Annotated in this window: 20 protein-coding genes; 8 read left to right on the top strand and 12 right to left on the bottom strand. The window is 64.4% G+C overall.

Features of this window, described 5'->3' with window-relative positions; translation table 11 throughout:
• Positions 1-8 precede the first annotated feature (8 nt).
• Together ACNFCJ_RS02910 and ACNFCJ_RS02905 are read right to left on the bottom strand one after the other, a co-directional pair.
• Positions 9-887 carry an alpha/beta fold hydrolase gene (locus tag ACNFCJ_RS02910; protein ID WP_416769728.1) on the bottom strand — a complete coding sequence of 293 codons (879 nt, stop codon included), beginning with the start codon at positions 885-887 and terminating at the stop codon, positions 9-11.
• Positions 888-924: 37 nt separating this feature from the next.
• The gene (locus tag ACNFCJ_RS02905; RefSeq protein ID WP_416769727.1) at positions 925-1,902 is read right to left on the bottom strand and encodes a CobW family GTP-binding protein; all 978 of its coding nucleotides are present in this window, start codon (positions 1,900-1,902) and stop codon (positions 925-927) included.
• A gap of 95 nt (positions 1,903-1,997) precedes the next feature.
• Here ACNFCJ_RS02905 and ACNFCJ_RS02900 point away from each other — a divergent pair, with 95 nt between their 5' ends.
• Positions 1,998-2,348 (top strand): NADH:ubiquinone oxidoreductase, encoded by a 351-nt coding sequence (locus ACNFCJ_RS02900; protein WP_416769825.1) that lies wholly within the window; start codon positions 1,998-2,000, stop codon positions 2,346-2,348.
• Between the two features lie 356 nt (positions 2,349-2,704).
• Here the strand turns inward: ACNFCJ_RS02900 and ACNFCJ_RS02895 are convergent, their stop codons facing one another.
• The 3 genes from ACNFCJ_RS02895 to ACNFCJ_RS02885 are packed head-to-tail and all read right to left on the bottom strand — an operon-like array spanning position 2,705 to position 4,866.
• Positions 2,705-3,349 carry a DUF1826 domain-containing protein gene (locus tag ACNFCJ_RS02895; RefSeq protein WP_416769725.1) on the bottom strand — a complete coding sequence of 215 codons (645 nt, stop codon included), beginning with the start codon at positions 3,347-3,349 and terminating at the stop codon, positions 2,705-2,707.
• On the bottom strand, positions 3,349-4,554 hold the full coding sequence (gene zigA / locus ACNFCJ_RS02890; protein ID WP_416769723.1) for a zinc metallochaperone GTPase ZigA: 1,206 nt from the start codon (positions 4,552-4,554) through the stop codon (positions 3,349-3,351). The genes ACNFCJ_RS02895 and zigA overlap by 1 nt, the downstream gene beginning before the upstream one ends.
• Positions 4,555-4,605: 51 nt before the next feature.
• Positions 4,606-4,866, bottom strand: a complete 261-nt coding sequence (locus ACNFCJ_RS02885; RefSeq protein WP_416769721.1) for a TraR/DksA C4-type zinc finger protein — start codon at positions 4,864-4,866, stop codon at positions 4,606-4,608.
• Positions 4,867-4,937: 71 nt separating this feature from the next.
• Here ACNFCJ_RS02885 and folE2 point away from each other — a divergent pair, with 71 nt between their 5' ends.
• A complete protein-coding gene (gene folE2 / locus ACNFCJ_RS02880; RefSeq protein WP_416769719.1) occupies positions 4,938-5,828 on the top strand; it encodes a GTP cyclohydrolase FolE2 in 891 nt (296 codons plus the stop codon).
• A gap of 22 nt (positions 5,829-5,850) precedes the next feature.
• Here the strand turns inward: folE2 and ACNFCJ_RS02875 are convergent, their stop codons facing one another.
• Entirely contained in the window at positions 5,851-7,779 is a 1,929-nt protein-coding gene (locus ACNFCJ_RS02875; protein ID WP_416769717.1) for a DUF2207 domain-containing protein, read from the bottom strand.
• A 2-nt stretch (positions 7,780-7,781) separates the two neighbouring features.
• Complete coding sequence (locus ACNFCJ_RS02870; protein ID WP_179574931.1) at positions 7,782-8,348, bottom strand: LemA family protein; 567 nt, start codon at positions 8,346-8,348, stop codon at positions 7,782-7,784.
• Between the two features lie 91 nt (positions 8,349-8,439).
• Between ACNFCJ_RS02870 and ACNFCJ_RS02865 the strand changes: the two genes are divergently transcribed.
• The 3 genes from ACNFCJ_RS02865 to ACNFCJ_RS02855 all read left to right on the top strand — a co-directional run bounded on the left by ACNFCJ_RS02865 (position 8,440) and on the right by ACNFCJ_RS02855 (position 11,286).
• Positions 8,440-10,359, top strand: a complete 1,920-nt coding sequence (locus ACNFCJ_RS02865; RefSeq protein WP_416769714.1) for a DUF294 nucleotidyltransferase-like domain-containing protein — start codon at positions 8,440-8,442, stop codon at positions 10,357-10,359.
• Entirely contained in the window at positions 10,356-11,063 is a 708-nt protein-coding gene (locus ACNFCJ_RS02860; protein WP_416769712.1) for a 3'-5' exonuclease, read from the top strand. The genes ACNFCJ_RS02865 and ACNFCJ_RS02860 overlap by 4 nt, the downstream gene beginning before the upstream one ends.
• A gap of 61 nt (positions 11,064-11,124) precedes the next feature.
• On the top strand, positions 11,125-11,286 hold the full coding sequence (locus tag ACNFCJ_RS02855; protein WP_003464802.1) for a DUF2986 domain-containing protein: 162 nt from the start codon (positions 11,125-11,127) through the stop codon (positions 11,284-11,286).
• Positions 11,287-11,377: 91 nt separating this feature from the next.
• Here the strand turns inward: ACNFCJ_RS02855 and ACNFCJ_RS02850 are convergent, their stop codons facing one another.
• Positions 11,378-12,280: a LysR family transcriptional regulator gene (locus tag ACNFCJ_RS02850; protein WP_099525121.1), complete on the bottom strand. Its 903-nt coding sequence runs from the start codon at positions 12,278-12,280 to the stop codon at positions 11,378-11,380.
• Between the two features lie 183 nt (positions 12,281-12,463).
• On the opposite strand from ACNFCJ_RS02850, the gene ACNFCJ_RS02845 reads away from it, so the two are divergent.
• The gene (locus ACNFCJ_RS02845) at positions 12,464-13,852 is read left to right on the top strand and encodes an L-serine ammonia-lyase (protein WP_416769710.1); all 1,389 of its coding nucleotides are present in this window, start codon (positions 12,464-12,466) and stop codon (positions 13,850-13,852) included.
• A 257-nt stretch (positions 13,853-14,109) separates the two neighbouring features.
• On the opposite strand, the gene ACNFCJ_RS02840 is transcribed toward ACNFCJ_RS02845, so the two are convergent.
• Positions 14,110-15,777 (bottom strand): BCCT family transporter, encoded by a 1,668-nt coding sequence (locus ACNFCJ_RS02840; RefSeq protein WP_416769708.1) that lies wholly within the window; start codon positions 15,775-15,777, stop codon positions 14,110-14,112.
• A 282-nt stretch (positions 15,778-16,059) separates the two neighbouring features.
• Between ACNFCJ_RS02840 and cls the strand changes: the two genes are divergently transcribed.
• Both cls and ACNFCJ_RS02830 read left to right on the top strand, forming a co-directional pair.
• Positions 16,060-17,505, top strand: coding sequence for a cardiolipin synthase (gene cls / locus ACNFCJ_RS02835; protein WP_416769707.1), 1,446 nt, complete (start codon positions 16,060-16,062; stop codon positions 17,503-17,505).
• 58 nt (positions 17,506-17,563) lie between these two features.
• Positions 17,564-18,289 carry a substrate-binding periplasmic protein gene (locus ACNFCJ_RS02830; RefSeq protein ID WP_416769706.1) on the top strand — a complete coding sequence of 242 codons (726 nt, stop codon included), beginning with the start codon at positions 17,564-17,566 and terminating at the stop codon, positions 18,287-18,289.
• A gap of 3 nt (positions 18,290-18,292) precedes the next feature.
• On the opposite strand, the gene ACNFCJ_RS02825 is transcribed toward ACNFCJ_RS02830, so the two are convergent.
• From ACNFCJ_RS02825 to ACNFCJ_RS02815, 3 genes are all read right to left on the bottom strand, one after another.
• Positions 18,293-18,805: a DUF3617 domain-containing protein gene (locus ACNFCJ_RS02825; RefSeq protein ID WP_416769705.1), complete on the bottom strand. Its 513-nt coding sequence runs from the start codon at positions 18,803-18,805 to the stop codon at positions 18,293-18,295.
• Positions 18,806-18,943: 138 nt separating this feature from the next.
• Positions 18,944-19,351, bottom strand: coding sequence for a DUF1850 domain-containing protein (locus tag ACNFCJ_RS02820; protein ID WP_416769704.1), 408 nt, complete (start codon positions 19,349-19,351; stop codon positions 18,944-18,946).
• Complete coding sequence (locus tag ACNFCJ_RS02815; protein WP_416769703.1) at positions 19,348-21,375, bottom strand: TRAP transporter permease; 2,028 nt, start codon at positions 21,373-21,375, stop codon at positions 19,348-19,350. Before ACNFCJ_RS02815 ends, ACNFCJ_RS02820 begins: the two co-directional genes overlap by 4 nt.
• Positions 21,376-21,490 lie beyond the last annotated feature (115 nt).

Raw genomic sequence — 21,490 nt, 5'->3', positions numbered from 1 at the left:
TGCCCGATTCAGCCGCGCTGCAGCAGGAAAGCGGCCACGCGCTCGGCGCTGTCCGCCGGCTGCTCCTGCATGAAACAGTGCCCCCCCGGCACCACCTGACTGCGCACGTGGGCGTTGCCCGCGCACCAGCGCACCACGGACTTGGCAACGAAGGGATAGGTGTGCGAACCGTGAATCACCTCGGTCGGCGTCGTCACCTTGGCTAGCGAAGGCCACAGGCGCCGTGGGAAAGAGCCGAATATATCGGCCTCGCGACTTGGTCGGCACTTGAGTTCGACACCGCCCTCGACGTCCTTCAGCGCATGCTCGATATAGGCGTCGAACGCTGCCTCGTCCCAGCCACGGAACATGCCGCGCCCATGCAGCGCGGCATGTGCACTGACACGATCCGGCCACTGCCGGCGACGCTTGCGCGCTTTGCTCGCCAGCGCGTTGCGCTGCGCCAGACCCACCACATCGGACAATGCCATCACCCCGATCATCGCCGGGCTGAACAGCACCGGGTCAAGCAACACCGCACGCCGGAACAGCTCGGGATGGCGCGCCAGGATCAAGCTGGTGAGCACGCCGCCGAAGCTGTGCCCGAGGGCGAAGCGTGGCACATCGCCGAACGGCCCGCGCAGGGTGTCGAAGGCCTCCACCGCCAGCTCGGCGCTGCGGTTCCAGCCATGAAAGCGCCCTCCATGGTCGCTGTCGCCATGGCCCTGCACGTCGCACAGCCAGAGGTCGAAGTCCTCGGCCAACGCGGCCAGCATCGGCGTATAGACGCGCCCGCAGTAGCCATTGCCGTGCAAAAAATGCAGCAACGGCTTGCCCGACGGAGGCGTGTGCCAGCCGCGCAGGGTGAAGCCGGCAGAGGTGTCGTGAGACCAGGGCAGCAGTTGCATGAAGGTTATCCACAGAGACGAGAGCGCGGCGAGTTTATCAGCCCACCGCCGGGATTCGGCACGCAGCGAACGAAGCGCTTAGCGTTTTGGCGTGCTGCGCCTGATCGAAGATCAATTCCAGCCGCGAGTCCTTGCGCCATTCACTCGGGGTCCAGACCTGTAGCGCTTGCCCCTGCAATGCATTCAACGAGTGCCAGCCTTCGCCGCCGTGCAGCACGGCCTTGGCCCTGCGCCAATCCATACCATGCAACCACTGGCTCACCTGCGCGAGATCGAAACGCTGGCTGGGGTGCCAGCGCCAGCCGATACTCCAGCCCTCTGCCTGATCCTGCACCTGGCAGATCGGCTCCGCGACATTGCGCCAGATCTGCGCCAGGCCCACCGCAGCTGTGGGTAACTCGGCACTCGCCTCGATGGGCGAAGCGCGCGCCGCCAGGCCCGGCAGCAAGGCCAGGTCGAGCCGGCCCTGCGCGGTCCAGTACAGCGGCACGGGCGGCAGGCTCGCGGCAATTCGCGCCCGGCTCGCCTCGTCCAGAGACTCGCTCTTGTTCAACAGCAGCAGACCCGCATCATCCAGCGCCTGACGCTGCACATCGGGCAGCGCTTGGCCAGCAGCCAGCGCAGCGGCGTCCAGCACCATCAGTGCCGGTTGCACGGCCAAAACGCCTATCCAGGGCGGCTGCCGCAACTGTGCCAGCAACTGCACCGGATGCCCTAGGCCGGACGGTTCGATCAGTAGGCGATCAGGCCTGGCCTTGCGCAGCAGGCGCCCGAGGCCGACCTGAAATGGCGCGCCATTGACACAGCACAGGCAACCACCGGCCACTTCGGCCATGGCGATGCCATCGTCGCCTTGCTCGAGCAAGGCGGCGTCCAGACCGATCTGGCCGAATTCGTTGATCAACACAGCCCAACGCTCGCCCGCCGGTTTCTGCGCCAGCAGGTGACGGATAAGCGTGGTCTTGCCGGCACCAAGCGGGCCGGCAATGAGGTGGGTAGGGATTTGACTGAGCATGAATTTATGTTCGGTGGTTCGCCAGACAAGTGCCAGCACAGACTGCAAAGAAACAGCATGTTAGATTCGCCGGCAGTTTTTCGGGAGTCGAAATGATGCGTGCATGGCTGTTGCTGTTTTCCCTGCTGCCGGGCCTGGCCCTAGCCGAAGCCTGCGTGGTGCACAGCCAGGCCGAACGCCTGGACGTGAAGGTCTGCCAGGAAAATCGCAACATCCCCACCACGCTGTTCCGCGACGGTTTCTGCCAGCCGCAACTGCAAGGCCAGACGGTCGAGGTGGAGTTCGTCGAGCAGTGCCCCAAGGGTGCCCACGGCGTCTGCCAGAACGCACGCGCCGGCAGCGGTATGTACCTGCAGGATATCCACTACTACGGCGTGGCCAGCGACGCGTTGTACCTGGAACCCGCCTGCAAGACGCAGTATCAGGGCCATTGGATCAAGCCCTGAGTACCTGCAATCACCTGCGCAACGCCGAGCCACGTGAGTCTGAGTAGCGTAGGGGGGGGGCACCCCGCCTGGGTGGGAAGGGCGGGTTGCACCCGCCCTACGAGGAAACGCAATGATCCTGACATCAAAGCGTCACCAATAAAGCGCTTAATGGCTTCGGGTACCTCACGTAACCCTCATGTCGAGTCACGCGTCGACATGATCTCTTGGTGCTTAAGGCCGGGGCAGTCGCTCCGGCCTATTTTTTAAGAGCTTGCCCCTATCCGTAGGGTGTCGCGGGGCCGCCTAGGCTGTGCGCACCAGCAAATGCCTCGGTGTTCGCGGTGCGCACGGCGCACCCTACGGAACGAGCACGCTCAGGCCAACCAATCCAGGGTCAATAACAAGCGTCGCTCACCCACCGGCGGCTGCGGCGAACGGTGGATCAACCCGCGCCCCTCGTTGCCGTGCCATTTCTCACCCTTGGCCAGCGCCACATGGCCGGCGTCGAGACGCTGGATCAATGCCTCGTCCTGCGGCTCTGCGTCCGGCTGACCGAGCTTGCTGCGCGGCATCGCGCCCTCCTCCAGCCAGTCGCTGCCGACACCGGCGTAGCTGGTGATCAGCCTCAGCGGCACGTGGTCGACGTGAAAACGCGGGCACATGGCCTTGTCCAGAGCGCGCAGGCGCAGGCCGATGCGCTGGGCGTCGAGCAGGCAGGCATAGGCCCGCACCAGCCAGGCCACGTCGGCGAGAAAGGCCGCCTGACCCGGCAGATCGGCGTACTGCGCCACCAGGCCATCGAGATTTGGCTCGCTGTCCGCGCGCGGCAGCTCCAGGGTCATGGACTGCGCCAGCGGCTCACCTTGCACCAGCAGCGTCTCGGCGAAGTCGGCGATCTGCGCCGGCAGGCGGCGCTGCCAGACGGCCAGGTTGACGCCGTCATGCAGCACCTCACCAAGCACCTGGATGTCCTCGCCCAGCACCTGCCGGGACACGTTCGGCAACTGCAGGGCGAACATCAGGCGGCCTCCTGCTGCCAGGCACCGAAGGGGTCAGCGAGCAGGCGCCAGGCCTCAGGGCCACCGGCCATTTCCTCATCGTTCAGCAGGCAGTCGTCCAGCTCACGCACCAGTCGCGGGAAGTCGATGTTCTGGCCAATGAACACCAGCTCCTGGCGGCAATCACCGACCTCGGCGCTCCAGTGCTTCATGATCGTCTGCAGACCTTCCTCATCCTGCGGCCAGTGCTGCTTGGGCACGAGGCGCCACCAGCGCCCGGCCAGGCCGTGGCGCATCAGCCCGCCAGCCTGCGACCAACTGCCGGCCTCCTGGTATTTGCTGGCCAGCCAGAAAAAGCCCTTGGAGCGCAGCAGACGACCGTTGCGCCATTCCTGAGAGAGGAAATCGAAGAAGCGCTGCGGATGGAATGGCCGGCGCGCGCGGTAAGCACTGGAGGCGATGCCGTATTCCTCGGTTTCCGGCACGTGCTCGCCGCGCAGCTCCTTGAGCCAGCCCGGTGCCTGCGAGGCGCGGTCGAAGTCGAAGCGGCCGGTATCGAGGATCTTGTTCAGGGCGATCTGACCCATGCTCATAGCCTGGATGTCGGCGTGGGTGTTGAGGCCGCGCAGGATGGCCATCAGCTCCTCGCGCTCGGCCTGGCTGATCAGGTCGATCTTGCTGATCAGGATGACGTCGGCGAACTCCACCTGCTCGATCAGCAGATCGGTGATAGAGCGTTCGTCCTCCTCGCCCAGGGTTTCGCCACGGCTGGCCAGGCTGTCTGCCTCATGGAAGTCGCGCAGGAAGTTCACTCCGTCGACCACCGTGACCATGGTATCGAGCCGCGCCAGGTCGGACAAGCTGCGGCCCTGCTCGTCACGAAAGGTGAAGGTCTCGGCCACCGGCAGCGGTTCGCTGATGCCGGTGGACTCGATCAGCAGGTAGTCGAAACGACCGTCGCTGGCCAGGCGGGCCACCTCTTCGAGCAGGTCTTCACGCAGGGTGCAGCAGATGCAGCCGTTGCTCATCTCCACCAGCTTCTCTTCGGCGCGGTTGAGGCTGACGTCTTGCTGGACGGTGGCACCGTCGATATTGATTTCGCTCATGTCGTTGACGATCACCGCGACTTTGAGGCCTTCGCGGTTCTTCAACACATGGTTGAGCAGGGTGCTCTTGCCGGCACCAAGAAAGCCGGACAGCACGGTAACGGGTAGACGCTGATTCATGGGGGTGTTCCTCGTTCAGTCACGGTCACGCTGATGTTTTTCGCGCTGCTCCTAGCGCTCCTTGGCTTCGATGCACAGGGTCGCGGTCGGGCGCAGCAGCAGGCGCTTGAGGCCGATGGGTTCGTCGGTTGAGGCGACATCGCTGCTGATCTCGGGTTGGCGCAGCTCGGTGAATTCCTCCTCGATGCGCGCCTGCAACTCGGCTCGCTGTGTCAGCAGCAGCTCGCGAAAGAACTGCTGCTGGGCGTCGTTCATGTAGTCATCCGCTGGCTGCGCCAGCAGTACGGCCTCGGTGGTCGCGGTCAGGGTCATGGGAAATCGGCTGGCTTGTTTTAATTGTTATAACATAACATTTAATTCTGAAAGCAACTCACGGATTTGCGATGAACGACCAGCCCCTGCCGGATATTGCCGCTCAAGCCACCCACCACGACCTGCCACTGGACTGGGTCGGCATGGCCGGTATCGCCCTGCCCATTCGCCTGGCCAGCGCGGCCGTGACCGCCAGCGTCGACATCGGCGTGAGCCTCGATGATGCCGGTGCACGTGGCATCCACATGTCGCGCCTGTACCTGGCGGCGCAGCGCCTGGTGCATCAGCCATTGAACGTGCCGGCAGTGCTGCAGGTGCTGGACGACTGCCTGAGCAGCCATCAGGCACTGTCCGATAGCGCCACCCTGACCCTGCGCGGCGAGGTGCTACTCAAGCGTCCGGCGCTGGTCAGCCCGTTGAACGGTTGGAAGGGCTACCCCTTCGAACTGCGCGCCCGGCAGGACGGCCGGGGCGTGGACATCGAATTGCAGGTCGAGGTCAGCTACTCGTCCACCTGCCCTTGCTCGGCAGCGCTGGCACGGCAGCTGATCCAGCAACGCTTCGCCTGGGACTTTCCCGACCAGCAGGTGGATTACTCCAGCGTGCTCGACTGGCTCGGCTCGACCCAGGGCATCGTCGCCACCCCGCACAGCCAGCGCAGTACGGCGACCCTGCAACTGCGCCTGGCACCAGGCTGCGTCGAACTGCCCGTACTGGAGTTGATCGACAGTGCCGAGCAGGCCCTCGGCACGCCGGTACAGACCGCGGTGAAGCGTGCAGACGAACAGGCCTTCGCCCTCGCCAACGGGCAGAACCTGATGTTCTGCGAAGACGCCGCACGCCGCCTGCACCGCGCCCTGCGCCAATTGCCGCAGGCCAGCGGCTTCTGCCTCAAGGTCGTCCACGCAGAAAGCCTGCACGCCCACGACGCGGTGGCAGAGAGCCGTTGGAACTGGAGTTGAACAATTAGCCTCCAGCTATGACCTACCAGCCGCCACCACCGCCGCCGCCACCTCCTCCACCCGAGGAGCCGCCACCGGACGACCCACCGCCGCCCGAAGAACTGCTCGATGGCGGCGACGATGCCAAAGCCGTGGCGCTGGCAAGGCCGGCAGCCAGCGCACCGCTAAGCGCCTGTGGCGAGCTGTAGCTGCTGCGACTGTGATACCAGCTCGGCTGATAGTCGCGCTGCGCCGGGTCGATCAGGCCGCTAGCCAGAGCCTCGCTGAAACGCGCGCTCCATTTGTCTTCCACGCCCAAGGCCATGGCGAAAGGCAGATGGCGCTCGTACAGCGCGATGCTCATCGCCGGGGCGTCGCCTGCCAGGGCCAAGGCGTCACGCTCGGCCAGTTGCAGGTAATCGCGATAGCCTTCCAACGCGTCGAGCAGGCGCCGCCCTTCCAGGGTTGGTGCCGGCAACAGGAAATAGAACACCAGCACCAACACGACATAGGCGACGACCAGCAGCAACGCCGGCACCGACACCGACGCGGCAATCATCATCAGCCCTACCGGCACTGGCCAGCCGAACATCAGCGCGACCAGATACAGCCCCATCTGCTTACCGAAGCCGGGCTGATGGCGGGCCATGTTGAACACGACCAGTGCCGGCACGCCAAAGCCCAGGCTGAACACCAGTCCGGCCAGACCTGTGGCCCACTCATCTTCGCCCTGGCCACTCAAGAGCACCGTTGCGGCACATGCCAATGCGGCCCACACCAACCCCAAAGCCCAGATGCCGCGGTTGTTGGCAAACCAGGCCTTGCCCTGCTCGCCAAGCTGGCTGCTCAGCCCGGCCACCGCATCCGCCAGACGGGGCTCGTACTGAGTGCCGATGATCAGAGCAATACCAATCTTGTTGGCCGGAAACAGACGTTTGCGCAGGTCGCGATCCAGCTCGCTCATGTCACTGCCAGCGCCCTGGTCGCGGGCCAGGCTGAAGACGCTGCCGTGCGGCTTGTCCTCGATATGCAGATGCTTGCGGATGGCCATGTCGGTGAGCCACACGCTGAAGGCCCGTGCCTCGCCGAAAGCGCCGCGCAACCCGCGATGCCAGAGATAGCCCGCCTGCACCGCGCTCACACCCTGCGGCCCCTCGAACAGCGGGATGATCACGCCCTTGCGCGGGTCGCGACCGACACGGTTCCAAGCACGCAGGTAGAACAGCAGCAGGCCTATCAGCAACACGGCACCGATGCCCACGCCCAGGTTATCCAGCACGGCGCGACTGGCGTTTTGCAGCAGGCCAGGCCGCGGTACCAGCCCTGCCTGCCAGTCCACGGCCACGGTCAGGCCGTGATAGGCCGGCAGCGTCTCGGTGGTGGCCAGGCGCAGGTAGTCATCGCGCCGTTCGACAATCTGGAAGTCCTGGCCCTGATCGCCCTGGGCTCCGGTATACGCAGCAAACTGGCCGATGCGCGCCCCCGCTGGCAGGCGCAGCTCCACCGAGGCCTGGCGGATGGGGAATAGCCAGCCGTTGCCGGTGACGTTCCAGTACAGCTCGTCCGTGTCGGCGTGATGCAGCAGGGCGCGCCCGACCCGATAGCGCAGCTCGTAGTGATAGCGTCCCGGCTCAAGCAGAATGTTCGATGAGCCTAGGTAGAAGCGCACCCAGGCACCATTGCGCTCGCTGCGCACCGACTCGGGCCGGCCATCGCGAGTCACGCCCAGCAGGGTGATCGGGCTACTCTGCTCCAGTCCCATCGGCAGCGCATAACTGACCGGCAGATCGCGGTAGATGCCACGACGAATATCCTGACCCTCGGCGCGTACGGTAATCCGTTCGGTGACCAGCAGATTGCCGTCGGCCTCGACCTGCAGGATGACGGCAAAATCCTCGATGGCCTCCTGCGCCAACACTAGGCCCGGCAGCAGAAAACAGCTAAGCAACAGACCACGCAGCCATCCTTGCATGCTCAGAACTCCATCTTCGGCGACTGGCCTTCACGCGGGTCATCCAGGGTGAAATATTCGGCCTGGGTAAAAGCGAACAGCCGGGCCACCAGATTGCTCGGCACCGACTCGACCAGTACGTTCAGCTCACGCACCGCGCCGTTGTAGTAACGCCGAGCCATCTGGATATGGTTCTCGACCTCGCTGATGTTGCCCTGCAGCTCACGAAACTGGCTGTCAGCCTTGAGCTCCGGATAATCCTCGACCAGCACAAACAGCTGGCGTAGCTGATGACTGAGCAGCGTCTCTACCGGCGCACGTTGGGCCAGCGGCGAATCCGCCAGTTGCACCGCGCGTATGCGCTCCTGCACCAACGCCTCCAGCGTGCTCTGCTCGTAGCCCATGTATTGGCGCACACATTCCACCAGCGCCGGAATCAGGCTGGAGCGGCGCTTGAGCTGCACATCGATGCCGCTGGCGGCTTCCGCCACGCGGTGGCGGTTGAACACCAGGCGGTTGTAGTAGAAAACCACGGCGCCGCCGAGCACCAGCAGCGCGCCCGCCAACCACCAAAATCCTGAAACCTGCATAACCTCTCCTTGTTTGGTCCGTGGCCGCCCGCTTTGCACTGACATCGTGGCAGCCCGTATCCTGTAGTGCCAGCCAGCCAGCGAGGCACGCATGCAGATCGAGCTGATCGAGATCCGCGACCACCTGAATCGCTTCGCCCCCTTCGACAACCTGCCGGAGCAGACTCTCGACGAGATCGCCCGTCAGGTGCAAGTGGGTTACTTCAAGGCCGGCAGTGAAATCCTCGCCGTCGGTGCGCCGATCCATGAACTGCATTACGTGCGCAGCGGCGCGGTGGAAATCCACCGGCGTGGCGGCGAACTGCACAACCGCCTCAGCGAGGGTGACATCTTCGGCCAGGCCGGGCTGTTGCGCGGCAACAAGGTGCGCCTGGGCGCCACCGCGATCGAAGACAGCCTGATCTACTTCATCCCCGGCACGCTGTTCCATCAGCTCTGCGAGCAGTTCGACAGCTTCGCCGACTTCGTCGAGGCCGAAGGCCAGTCGCGCCTCAAGTCCGCCCTGGAAGACAGCCACGGCAAGGCCAGCGAGCTGATGAAGATCAAGGTGCGCAAGCTGATCTCGCGCAGTGCGATCAGCGTGCCGCTGGATACGCCGATCCAGCAGGTGGCGCAGGTAATGACCGAACACAGCGTGTCCTCGGTGATCGTCGTCGACCCCGGCACGCGCTGGCCCGACCCGAACCAGGTAGATGTGGCCGAGCAGCAGAACCAGGTGATGGCCGGCATCCTCACCGACCGCGACCTGCGCACCCGCGTGGTCGCCGCCGGCCTAGCCAGCGATACGCCGGTCAGCCAGATCATGACGCCCAACCCGATCACCCTGCAGGCCGACGACTCGGTGTTCGAGGCCATGCTGTGCATGCTGCGCAACAACATCCACCACCTGCCGGTGCTGCATCGCCGCCGCCCGGTGGGCGTGGTGGCGTTGGCCGACATCATCCGCTACGAGTCGCGCAGCAGCCTGTATCTGGTCAACGGCATCTTCAACAAGACCTCGGTGGAGGGGCTCAAGAGCCTGCTGCCGGACCTGCACGCCACCTTCGTACGGATGGTCGCCGACGACGCCAGCGCACACATGGTCGGCAGCGCCATGAGCGGCATCGGCCGCGCCTTCAGCCAGCGCCTGCTGGAGTTGGCCGAACAGAAGCTCGGCCCGCCGCCAGTGCCCTACTGCTTCATGGTCGCAGGCTCCATGGCCCGCGACGAGCAACTGCTGCTCACCGACCAGGACAACGCCCTGGTGCTCGACGATAGCTTCGATGCCGACGAACACGACGCCTACTTCGCCGAACTAGCGCAGTTCGTCAGCGACGGCCTGGCCGCCTGCGGCTACAGCTACTGCAAGGGCGGCATCATGGCCACCAACCCCAAGTGGCGGCAGCCACTGAAGGTCTGGCGGCAGTACTTCAGCGAATGGATCGAGCGGCCCAACCCGGAAACCCTGCTCAACGCCAGCATCTTCTTTGACCTCGACGGCCTCTACGGCGAAACCGAACTGGTGGAGAACCTCAAGGATCTGCTGGCACAGAAGGCCAGCGCCAGTCCCGCCTTCCTCGCCGCGCTGGCGCGTAACGCGCTCAACCGCACACCGCCGCTGGGCTTCTTCCGCACCTTCGTGATGGAAACCGACGGCCGCCACCGCAACATCATCAACCTCAAGGGCCGCGGCACCGCGCCACTCACCGACCTGATCCGCGTGCACGCCCTGGCCTGTGGCTCCAAGGCGCAGAACTCGCTGGATCGCCTCGATGCCCTCGCCGCCACCAAGCTGCTGCCCAAGGAAGCGCTGGAGCACCTGCGCTACGCCTTCGAGTTCCTCAGCCTGGTGCGTGTACGCCACCAGGCCCGCGAAGTCGAGGCCGGCAACGCGCCGAGCAACTACATCGAGCCGGAGCAGTTCAGCGCCAGCGAACGCCAGCACCTCAAGGAAGCCTTCCAGGTGATCAGCAACGCGCAGAAATTCCTGCGCTTTCGCTACCCGGCACAGCCAGCGAGCCGCCCGCGATGAGCGAGCGCGCAGCCCAGGACTGGCCGCAACTGTTCGCCAGCCTCGCCGAAAGCAGCCGCGACCCGCGCCTGCGCGCCTTCTACGGCGCCGGCTGCGTCGCGGCTGATACGCCGCTGGAGGATGTCCCGCTGGTGGCGCTGGACGTGGAAACCACCGGCCTCGACCAGCGTAAGCACGCCATCGTCAGCCTTGGCCTGGTGCCACTGAGCCTGCAACGCATCCGCTGCGCAGAAGCCCGTTATTGGGTGGTCAAACCCACCAGCGAGTTGAGTGCCGAATCAGTCACCTTCCACCACATCACCCACAGCGACATCCGCCACGCCCCACGCCTGGCCAGCGTGCTCGACGAACTGCTCGAAGCCCTGGCCGGCAAGGTGGTGGTGGCGCACTACCGCAATATCGAGCGCAGCTTCCTCGACCAGGCCGTGCGCCAGCACCTGGGCGAAGGGCTGATCTTCCCCATCATCGACACCATGGAACTGGAAGCGCGCCTGCACCCCAAGCGCACCGTAAGCTGGTGGGACCGCCTGCGCGGCCGCGAACCCGTTTCCATCCGCCTGGCCGACAGCCGCCTGCGCTACGGCCTGCCGCTGTACTCGGCGCACCATGCGCTGACCGATGCGTTGGCCTGTGGCGAGCTGCTACAGGCGCAGGTGGCGACGCACTATCCGGGGCGTACACTGATCAGCGCTCTATGGAGCTGAACCCCGGCTACCCGCACAACGCGTGGGTACTCTCGAATCAGAACAACACAAGCACAGGCCCATGAACCGCCGCAAAAAGATCAAACAACTGCTCGAAGCTCACGCCAAGAAGGCCAATGCCAAGCTCGCGCCTAAAAGCAATAAACCCAAGTACATCAGCAAAGCTGACAGGGCGAAGTTGGAGGCTGAAGCTGCTCAAGAGCTCGTCACGCCCGCTGAGTAAAAGTCGGATAAACGGATGATGCCCACGATGTGCGTCGGCCCCATCGAAAAGCCAAGAGCATCGCGGCTAAAGCCCCTCCCACACGAACGGGCTAACCCAGCACCTTGTCCGCCGTATAAACCGCCTCGTCGAGAAACACGTTAACCGCCGGGTGATCGCGCTCACCCTTGCGGTAGGCGAGGAACACACCGCGCTGGATAGCCGGCAGCAGCGGCACGGCGGTGACGCCGGGTAGCGTTCGCACCAGGCGCAGGCCGGAGACGATGGAGATGGAGTTGCCCGAGGCGACCATGGCCGCGACCATCTCGAAGCCGGCGCAGTGGGCATTGATGCGCGGCGCGTAGCCCGAGCGGCGACACAGGTTGGTGATGAATTCGCCGAACGAGCTGCCGGTGGAGTCCAGCGCCCAGGCTTCGTCGCGCAGCTCGGCGATGGTCAGGCTGTCGCGCCTGGCCAGGGCATGGTCGATGGGCAGCAGCACGTGCAGCTGGTCCTGGGTCAGAGGAATCAGCGCGTAGTTCTCGCGGTTCTCGTCGGGCTGCACGGCCAGGTCGTCGATCACCGCCACGTCGATCTGCCAGGCGCCGAGGGCGCTGAGGCTTTCCTGCGGTTCCAGCTCCAATACCACCACGTTCAGCCGAGGGTAGGCGCTGCGCAACGCGCGCACGGTTTCGGCGATCACCGCCACGGCAATCGAGGGGAAAGCCGCCACCCGTAGCTCACCGGCGATTTCGCCGCGCAGCAGCGCCAGCTCCGAGCGCGCTTCGTCGAGCACCATGAGAATGCGTTCGGCATGCGCCACCAGGCGCTCGCCGGCCGGGGTCAGCACCACGCCGCGCCCGCGCCGTTCGATCAGCGCCATGTCCGCTTCGCGTTCGAGCTGGGACACCTGCTGCGAAACCGCCGAAGGTGTCAGGTGCAGCGACTCGGCAGCGGCGGCCATGGTGCGGCAACGGGCCAGTTCACGCAGGGTGCGCAGGCGGGTGATGTCCATGACGCGATCTCAATAGTTAAGGGTCGCTAACGAATAGGTTAAAAATAAATCAGTATACATAATGATATGGCCGGCCTTAGATAGAGATATCCACACGCGCTGAACCGGGCGCGTGGTTCACCCACATGATGGCATCGCTGAAAACCGGGTTTTCAGACGTGCCCACAGAAGAAGAATCTCGCCATGGCTATCAGCGTTTTCGACCTGTTCAAAGTCGGTATCGGCCCCTCCAGCTCCCACACCGTCGGCCCGATGCGGGCGGCCGCGCTGTTCACTCACGCGCTGGAAAACCACGATCACATGCCGCAGGTGACCCGCGTCGCCGCCGAGCTGTACGGCTCGCTGGGCGCCACCGGCAAGGGCCACGGCAGTGACAAGGCGGTACTGCTCGGCCTCAGCGGTTACGAGCCGGATACCGTCGACGTGGACCAGGTGCCGGGCTACATCGAGACCATCCGCCGCGACAAGCGCATCGTCCTGGCCGGCAAGCACGCCGTCGCCTTCGACGAGAAGGCCGACCTGAAGATGTTCCGCAAGGCCCTGCCGCTGCATGCCAACGGCCTGCGCTTCGCCGCCTTCGATGCCGCCGGCATTCAGGTGCACGAGGCCACCTATTACTCGGTGGGTGGTGGCTTCGTGGTCAGCGAGGCGATCCTCGCCGACGGCTCCAAGCACAAGGTCATCGCCCCGGATGCCACCAGCCTGCCGCTGCCGTTCACCAGTGGTGCCGACCTGCTGCGCCTGGCGCGCGAGAACGGCATCGGCATTGCCGAGGTGATGCGCCGCAACGAACGTCACTGGCGCAGCGACGAAGAGACCGATGCCGGCCTGCTGGAAATCTGGAAGGTGATGCAGGCCTGCGTCGACCGTGGTTGCCGCACCGAGGGCATTCTGCCGGGCGGCTTCAAGGTACGTCGCCGTGCCGCGATCCTGGCGCGCAAGCTGGGCGGCTTCCAGCGCAGCTACCTGGAAGACCCGCTGCGCATGCTCGACTGGGTCAACCTCTGGGCCCTGGCGGTGAACGAGGAGAATGCCGCCGGTGGCCGCGTGGTGACAGCTCCAACCAACGGCGCCGCCGGCATCATCCCGGCCGTGCTGCACTACTACGCCAACGCCATTTCCGGCGCCAGCGAGCGCGGCATCATCGATTTCCTGCTGACCGCAGGCGCCATCGGCATCCTGTACAAGGAAAACGCCTCGATCAGCGGCGCCGAAGTCGGTTGCCAGGGTGAAGTCGGCGTGGCCTGTTCGATGGCGGCCGGTGCGCTGTGTGCTGTTCTGGGCGGCACCCCGGAGCAGGTCGAGAACGCGGCGGAAATCGGCATGGAGCACCACCTGGGCCTGACCTGCGACCCGGTCGGCGGCCTGGTGCAGATCCCCTGCATCGAGCGCAACGCCATCGCCTCGGTGAAGGCCATCAACGCCGCGCGCATGGCGCTGTACGGCGACGGCTCGCACTACGTGAGCCTGGACAAGGTGATCAAGACCATGCGCGAGACCGGCGCAGACATGCTGACCAAGTACAAGGAAACCGCCCGTGGCGGCCTGGCGGTAAATATCATCGAGTGCTGATACACGACCGCCAGATACGAAAACGCCGCGGACCCTGACAGATTCGCGGCGTTTTTGTTTGTGGCCGTGGGCGATGATGCGGCGTTGAAAGCGCCCTCTCGCCCAGCCCCTCTCCCATCAATCAATGGGAGAGGGGAACGAGCTGCGTAAACACTGAAAAAGCCGTCATGCCCGCGCAGGCGGGCATCCAGAACCTACGAATCATCTGGGCTCCCGCCTGCGCGGGAGTGACGATAAATAGCTTTTTCAGAACATCCCTAACGCGGCTCGCTCATCAAGCCTTTGACGATGGAAATACAGCCCACCAGCAGCACGATGGTGAACGGCAGGCCCGTCGACACAGCCATGGCCTGCAGCGCCACCAGACCGCCGCCGAGCAGCAGGGCGATGGCGATCACGCCTTCGATGCTGGCCCAGAACACGCGCTGCGGTACCGGTGCGTTAACCTTGCCGCCAGCGGTGATGGTGTCGATCACCAGGGAGCCCGAGTCCGACGAGGTGATGAAGAACACCACCACCAGCACGATGCCGATGAACGAGGTGATACCGGTCAGCGGCATTTCACCGAGCATGCTGAACAGCTTCAGTTCCAGGCCGGCTTCCTGCGCACCGGTGAAACCATCGACCAGCAGCTGGTTGATGGCGGTACCACCGAAGGCAGTCATCCACAGTACCGACACCAGCGACGGCACCAGCAGCACGGCGACGAGGAACTCACGCACGCTGCGACCACGGCTGACCCGTGCGATGAACATACCGACGAACGGCGACCAGCTGATCCACCAGGCCCAGTAGAAGGCGGTCCAGCCCTGGCTGAAGTTGACGTCCTCACGGCCGATCGGGTTGGCCAGCGCCGGCAGGTACTGCAGGTAGGCGCCGAGGTTCTTGAAGAAGTCGCTGAAGATCACCAGGGTCGGCCCAGCGATGATGATGAACAACAACAGGGCCATGGCCAGGCCCATGTTGATCTCCGACAAGCGCTTGACCCCCTTGTCGAGGCCGGCGACCACCGAAGCCAGCGCGATCAGGGTGATGGCGACGATCAGCAGCACCTTGGTGGTGTCCGTCGCCGGGATACCGAACAGGTACTCCACACCCGCAGCCGCCTGCTCCGCACCCAGCCCCAGCGAGGTGACCAGGCCGAACAGGGTGGCGAACACCGCGAGAATGTCGACGATATGCCCCGGCCAACCCCAGACGCGCTCACCGAGAATCGGGTAGAAGATCGAGCGGATCGACAGCGGCAGGCCCTTGTTGAACGAGAACAGCGCCAGCGCCAGGGCGACGATGGCGTAGATCGCCCAGGGGTGCAGACCCCAGTGGAAGATGGTCGCAGCCATGCCCAGACGCACGGCTTCTTCTGCGTTGCCGGCAGCGCCGCCAAGCGGAGCCCAGTCGGTACGCACGCCATCCTCACCGACGGTGATACCACCCATCGCCGCGCTGTAGTGCGACATGGGCTCGGACACGCCGTAGAACATCAGGCCGATGCCCATACCGGCGGCGAACAGCATGGAGAACCAGCCCATGTAGGTGTAGTCGGGCGTCGCGTCCTTGCCTCCGATGCGCACCTTGCCCAGCGGCGAGAGGATCAGGCCGAGACAGAGCAGGACGAAGACATTCGCGGCACCGATGAAGAACCAGGCCATGTGATGGGTGAGCCAGTCGCGCACACCGCTGAACAGCGGTTCGATCTGGTTCTGCAGAGCCAGGGCGAGGATCACGAAGATCACCGCGACCAGCGCGGAGATGGTGAAGACCTTGCCGTGGATGTCGAGGGCGAAGACGAACTGCCCTTTGATGTTGTCCTGACCGATGACGTAATCGGTGTCGATCAGATTGGCCTCACCGGACGGTGCCGGGATGCCTTCGTGGGTTTCCGCTGCGGATGGCGGGGTCGTGTCATGCGAAGGGACGTTTCCCATACGTGGCGTGCTCCTTGATGCGTTTGACTCGCTAGACGAGCGTGAACAGGACGGATGCCCTCCTCCAATTAAAGACGACCCACAGACGGGTCGAACCAGAAAGAGTAACACATGAATTCCGCTCACTCAGACTCACAGACACATGAGAGTCCCGAATAATTCCCTTGAAGGTGGCAATTTGCCCGGCACTGCCACACCAGGAAACAGCGTGGCAGGATGTACGCAGAACGCCCTGCAACCGCCGTAGTCAGTTACACACAGCCTGTGAAAGGAAGAGCCTGCATGCCTGCCGATTTCGGCATTCCCCATCTGTTCGCCTACCTGATCGCCACCATTCACGCCCTCGGCGTACTGGCCGCGATCCACGCCGTGCTCACCGTGCGCACCGCCCAGGGTGCGCTGGCCTGGGGGCTGTCGCTGTTCTTCATGCCCTACCTGACGCTGCTGCCGTACCTGGTGTTCGGCCGCAGCCGCTTCGATGCCTACGTCAAGGCGCGGCGTCAGGCCGACAAGGAAATGCACCACGCCATGGGCGAACAGGACTGGCGCCCCTGGGTCGAGGAAGCCAAGGCCGCGCACCTGTCGCCCGCCTACGACCGCCTGCGCGCGCTGCCACGCCTGTCGCATCTGCCTGGCCTGACCGGCAACCGCGTCGACTTGCTGATCAATGGCGAGGCCACCTTCACGGCGATCTTCAATGCCCTGGCCGGCGCCCAGCAGGTGATCCTGCTGCAGTTCTTCATCATTCGCGACGACCGCCTCGGCCGGCGCCTGCAAGACGTACTGCTGGAACGCGCCGCCGCTGGCGTACAGGTGCATGTACTGTATGACGGCGTCGGCAGCCATTCGTTATCCGCCGCCTTCATTGACCGCCTGCGCCGTGGTGGTGTGCAGATACACGCCTTCCCCACGCGCTCCGGGCTGCTCAATCGCTTTCAGCTGAATTTTCGCAACCACCGCAAGATCGTCGTGGTCGACGGTGAGATCGGCTATCTCGGCGGGCTCAACGTCGGCATCGAATACCTCGGGCAGAAGCCGCCGCTGGCGCCCTGGCGCGACACCCATATCGAGGTGCGCGGCCCGGTGGTGGCCAGCCTGCAGGAAGCTTTCGCCGAAGACTGGTACTGGGCCTGCAAACGCTTGCCACCGCTGCTGATGCCGAGCAAGCAGGATGAGCCCGGCCTGCTCTGCCAGGTGGTCGCCAGCGGCCCGGCCGACCCGCAGGAGACCTGCTCGCTGCTGTTCGTCGAGGCGATTCATGCGGCGCGCGAGCGGATCTGGCTGAGCAGCCCGTACTTCGTACCCGACGAGTCCCTTTTCGCCGCCCTGCGCCTGGCAGTGATGCGCGGCGTCGACGTGCGTCTGCTGCTGCCGTCACGCCCCGATCACCGCATTGTCTATGCCGCCTCCAGCCTCTACGCCTTCGAGGCGCTATGCGCCGGCGTGCGCATCTTCCGTTACCAACCGGGCTTCCTGCACCAGAAAGCTTTGCTGATCGATCACGATGTCAGCATGCTGGGCAGCGCCAACCTGGATAACCGCTCCTTCCGCCTGAATTTCGAGGTCAGCCTGCTCACCTTCGACGAGGGCTTCAATGCTCAGGTAGCGGCCATGCTGGAGGACGACTTCAGCCGCTCGCGCGAGCTGGTCAACGCCGACCGGCGCAACCTGCACCGCCTGCAACAGCTGGGCATGCGCGTAGCAAGGCTGATCTCGCCGATTCTCTAAGGCGCAGCTATGGTTAGGGTGCCAGCCGCTGTTAGCTGTCAGCGAGACCCTGCCTGCCATGACCAAGTGCTTTGCCCTGCTGCTCTGCCTTATCGCCCTGCCCGTCGCCGCGCAGGAGGACATTCGCGTCGGCGTCGAACTGCAGCCCTATCAACCGTATTCCGACGTGGAGAACGGTAAGTACCGCGGCTACGCCCGCGACCTGCTGGACGCCTTCGCCGCCGAGTATGGCTATCGCTTCGTCTACACGCCGCTGCCGGTCCGACGGCTACTCGGCGATTTCCTGTCCGGCCGGGTCGACCTCAAGTTCCCCGATCACCCGCAATGGAATGCCGACCAGAAAGCCGGCCACGACATCCACTACAGCCACCCGGCAGCGCCTTATGTCGACGGCATGCTGGTCAAGCCGCGTTACCTCGGTCAGGGCCAGCAACGCATCGAACTGCTCGGCACACAAAACGGCTTTACGCCCTGGCCCTACCTGGCGGACATTCGCGCCGGAAAAATCCGCCTGATCCAGGCCAACCAGATCGACTCGTTGCTGCGCATGGCCGCCAATGACCGCGTTGACGCGGTCTACCTCAACCCCAAGGTCGTGGCTCACCAACTCCGGCAGATGCGCATGGCGCCCGACAGCCTGGTGCTCGACCCGGAGCTGCCGCATGTGGAGGATCACTACTACCTGTCGAGCATCAACCATCCCGAGCTGATCGAGGCGTTCAACCGATTTCTCGAAGAACGGGCCGAGTTGGTGGGAGAAATCCGCCGGCGCCACGGGCTTTGAGCATTAGCGCTTAAGCGCCCCACAATCCGCCCCGATCCAGCGGGCTTGGCTCTCCATACTGCTCGGCTGGCCGTTGTAAGTGCCTTTGACCTGGGTGGTGAACTCCTTGTCGCTGACGAAGCGGGTTTCCCCCTCGCCTTGCGCATCCGGGCAGGTGAAGCGGAATTTCCACAGGTTGCCGCTGCGCTCGGTGATCTGCTGGTTACAACCAGAGTTGGGATCCTGCAGGGGAATGTCCTGCGACTTGATCTGCTCTTCGGTCAGGCAGATTTGCACCCCACCGGCCCCGAGTTTCACACCGCGCTCGGCCATCATGCCTTCCATCATCTGGCGCTGCGCCGGCGGCAGGTTCTGCATCTGCGCAAGGATCTGATCCATGCCCGGCATGGCCTGACCGCCGACTTGCATGTTGTGCGCGCTGACCTCCCAGACACCGGGCTGCAGCTCTACGGCGCTAGCCAGTACTGGGGCCAGAGCAAAGGTGAGAAACAAGGCGCAACGAGTGTGACGACGCATGGTGGTGCTCCAGTGCAATGGTCTGAAAAAGCTTAGACAGCATAAAGAACAAAACCCCCACAGGCTCACACCATGTGGGGGTTCTCTTCCTTTTCAGCCAACGCTTATGGCATCGGGAGCATGGGTCGAATAATCGACCTAACCCGCGTCAGCCGCGGGGGAGCTCAGCTCGCAGCTCCAGAGTTCCAACGCCGGCTGGCTCGCTTGTGGCGGGCCGAGCCAGTCGCTCATCGGGCGACAACGCTGGTCAATACACAGTTGGTAATCCCCGGCTTCGGGCGTACGCCCGACTCGCAGGGGTTGCAAAGGCGGTAGCTGACGCTGGTAGTGCCAGCTGCCATTGCGCAGTTCGGCGCCGTCGGGAATCTCCATGCCGGCACCGGAACCCTTGACCCGCGCCTCACCGAGCAGCAGCCCCTCGGCGGTGACACGGTAATCCTCTTCCCAGCGCACCTTCTCGATGGTGTGGGTCCAGGCCAGGGTGAAGGACGACGTGGGCAACTCTGCCCATACCGCGCCGGCCAACCCCAGGCAGAGGCCGATCACGCCGTCGCCGCCTCGGCACGACGAGCGCGCCACAGGTGCTGAGCGATGAAGATGGCACTGAGGGCAAAGCCGATTTCGTCACTGATCGGGGTGGCGAGAATCAGGCTGGCACCAGCGGCCAGGCCCAGGATGCGCTCCCACCAGGTCAGCTTGGCCTGCAGGAAGCCGGTGAACACCACACCCCAGATACCGATGGCCAGTGCCGCCTTGAACAGCACGTAGAAAGTCGCCAGCAGGCTGTCGCCCTGCAACATCAGCGCTGGCGAGTAGACCGCCATGAACGGCACGACGAAGCCAGCGATGGCGATACGCACTGCCCAGAAGCTGATCTTCAGACCACGCTCCTTGGCAATCGGCGCGGCGGCGAAGCAGGCCAGCGCCACCGGCGGCGTGAGGTCGGCCATGATGCCGAAGTAGAAGACGAACATGTGCGAGACGATCAGCGGCACGCCCAGTTCCAGCAGGGCCGGCGCGGCAATCGAGCTGGTGATGATGTAGTTGGGGATGGTCGGGATACCCATGCCCAGCACCAGGCAGGTGAGCATGGTCAGCACCAGCGACAGGAACAGGTTGTCCTGGCCGATGGCGAGGATGTAGCCGGCGAAGGTGGACGCCACCCCGGTCAGCGACACCACACCGATGATCACGCCGACCAGGGCACAGGCGATACCCACCGGTACGGCATGGCGCGCACCTTCGACCAGCGCGTGCAGGCACAGGGTCAGGGTTTCACGACCGCCCTTGACGAACCAGCAGACTGCCACCAGCGCGGCGATAACGCCAAACACCACGCCGATACCAAGCTGGAAGAAGCCGGCGCAGAGCACGCCCAGGGCGATCCAGAAGGCGAAGCGCATGGCCTTCGACGAGACCCGCAGAATGATCGCCGAGCCGAGGATGACCATGGCGGTCAGCGCCAGGCCGACGGTACCGGAGAACAGTGGGGTACGGCCGGAGAACAGCAGGTAGATGAGGATGAACAGCGGGATCAGCAGGAACCAGCGTTCGCGCACGGCCTTCCACGGGTTCGGGCATTCATCCTTGGGCAGGCCGCGTAGATTGGCGCGCTTGGCCTCCAGGTGGACCATCCAGAACACCGAGCCGAAGTACAGCAGCGCCGGGATCAGCGCGGCCTTGGCCACCTCGAAGAAGGGTACGTTGATGGTCTCGGCCATGATGAAGGCCACGGCGCCCATGATCGGCGGCATGATCTGGCTGCCCATCGACGATGTCGCCTCGACACCACCGGCGAAGGCCGGACGGTAACCGAAGCGCTTCATCAGCGGGATGGTGAACTGGCCGGTGGTGACCACGTTGGCCACGCCGGAACCGGTGATGGTGCCCATCAGTGCCGAGGACACGACCGATACCTTGGCCGGGCCGCCGACCTTGTGGCCGAACAGGCCCATGGCGAAGTCGGTGAACAGCTTGATCATCCCGGCCTGCTCGAGGAAAGCGCCGAACAGGATGAACAGGAAGATGTAGGTGGCCGAGACGTAGGTCGGCGTGCCGTACAGGCCTTCGGTGCCGAACGACAGCTGGTTGACGATCTGGTCGAGGCCGTAGCCGCGATGCATCAGATCACCCGGCAGGTACTGGCCGAGCAAACCATAGGCAAGGAAGCAGGCACAGATGACCGGCAGGGCGATGCCCATGACCCGCCGCGCGGCCTCGAACACCAGCACGATCAGGGTCAGGCCGACGATCATGTCGCTGGTGGTCATATCACCGGAGCGCTGGATCAGGTCCGCCTCGAAGTACCACTGGTAGATGGCCGTGGCCATGCCGGCCAGGCCCAGCAGCCAAGCCAGCGGCTGCCAGGGGCGCTTGGCGCCGAAAGCCGGGATGCTGATGAACACCAGCAGCAGCAGGAAGCCGACGTGCACCGCTCGCAGCACCTGGGTAGATACCGGATGGAAGGCCGCGGTGACGATCTGAAAGATGGAAAACAGCAGCGCGACGGCGAACAGCGCCTTCGGCCAGTCGGACGGGCTGGCGCCCATGCCCTGATTCTGCTCACTCATGGAGTGCAAACCTCATGACTACTTCGATTGCGGTGACAGAGTCGCCAACAAAACCTACCGTCCATGAACGCCGGTTTTATTCGCGATTCTGTGAAGAGCGGACCGCGGCGCAGGC

The sequence above is a fragment of the Pseudomonas sp. NY15364 genome (assembly GCF_048068235.1).
Taxonomy (GTDB): Bacteria; Pseudomonadota; Gammaproteobacteria; order Pseudomonadales; family Pseudomonadaceae; genus Aquipseudomonas; species Aquipseudomonas mendocina_D.
Note: the sequence above shows the minus strand (reverse complement) of the source record. Positions and strands in the feature narration are given on the sequence as shown.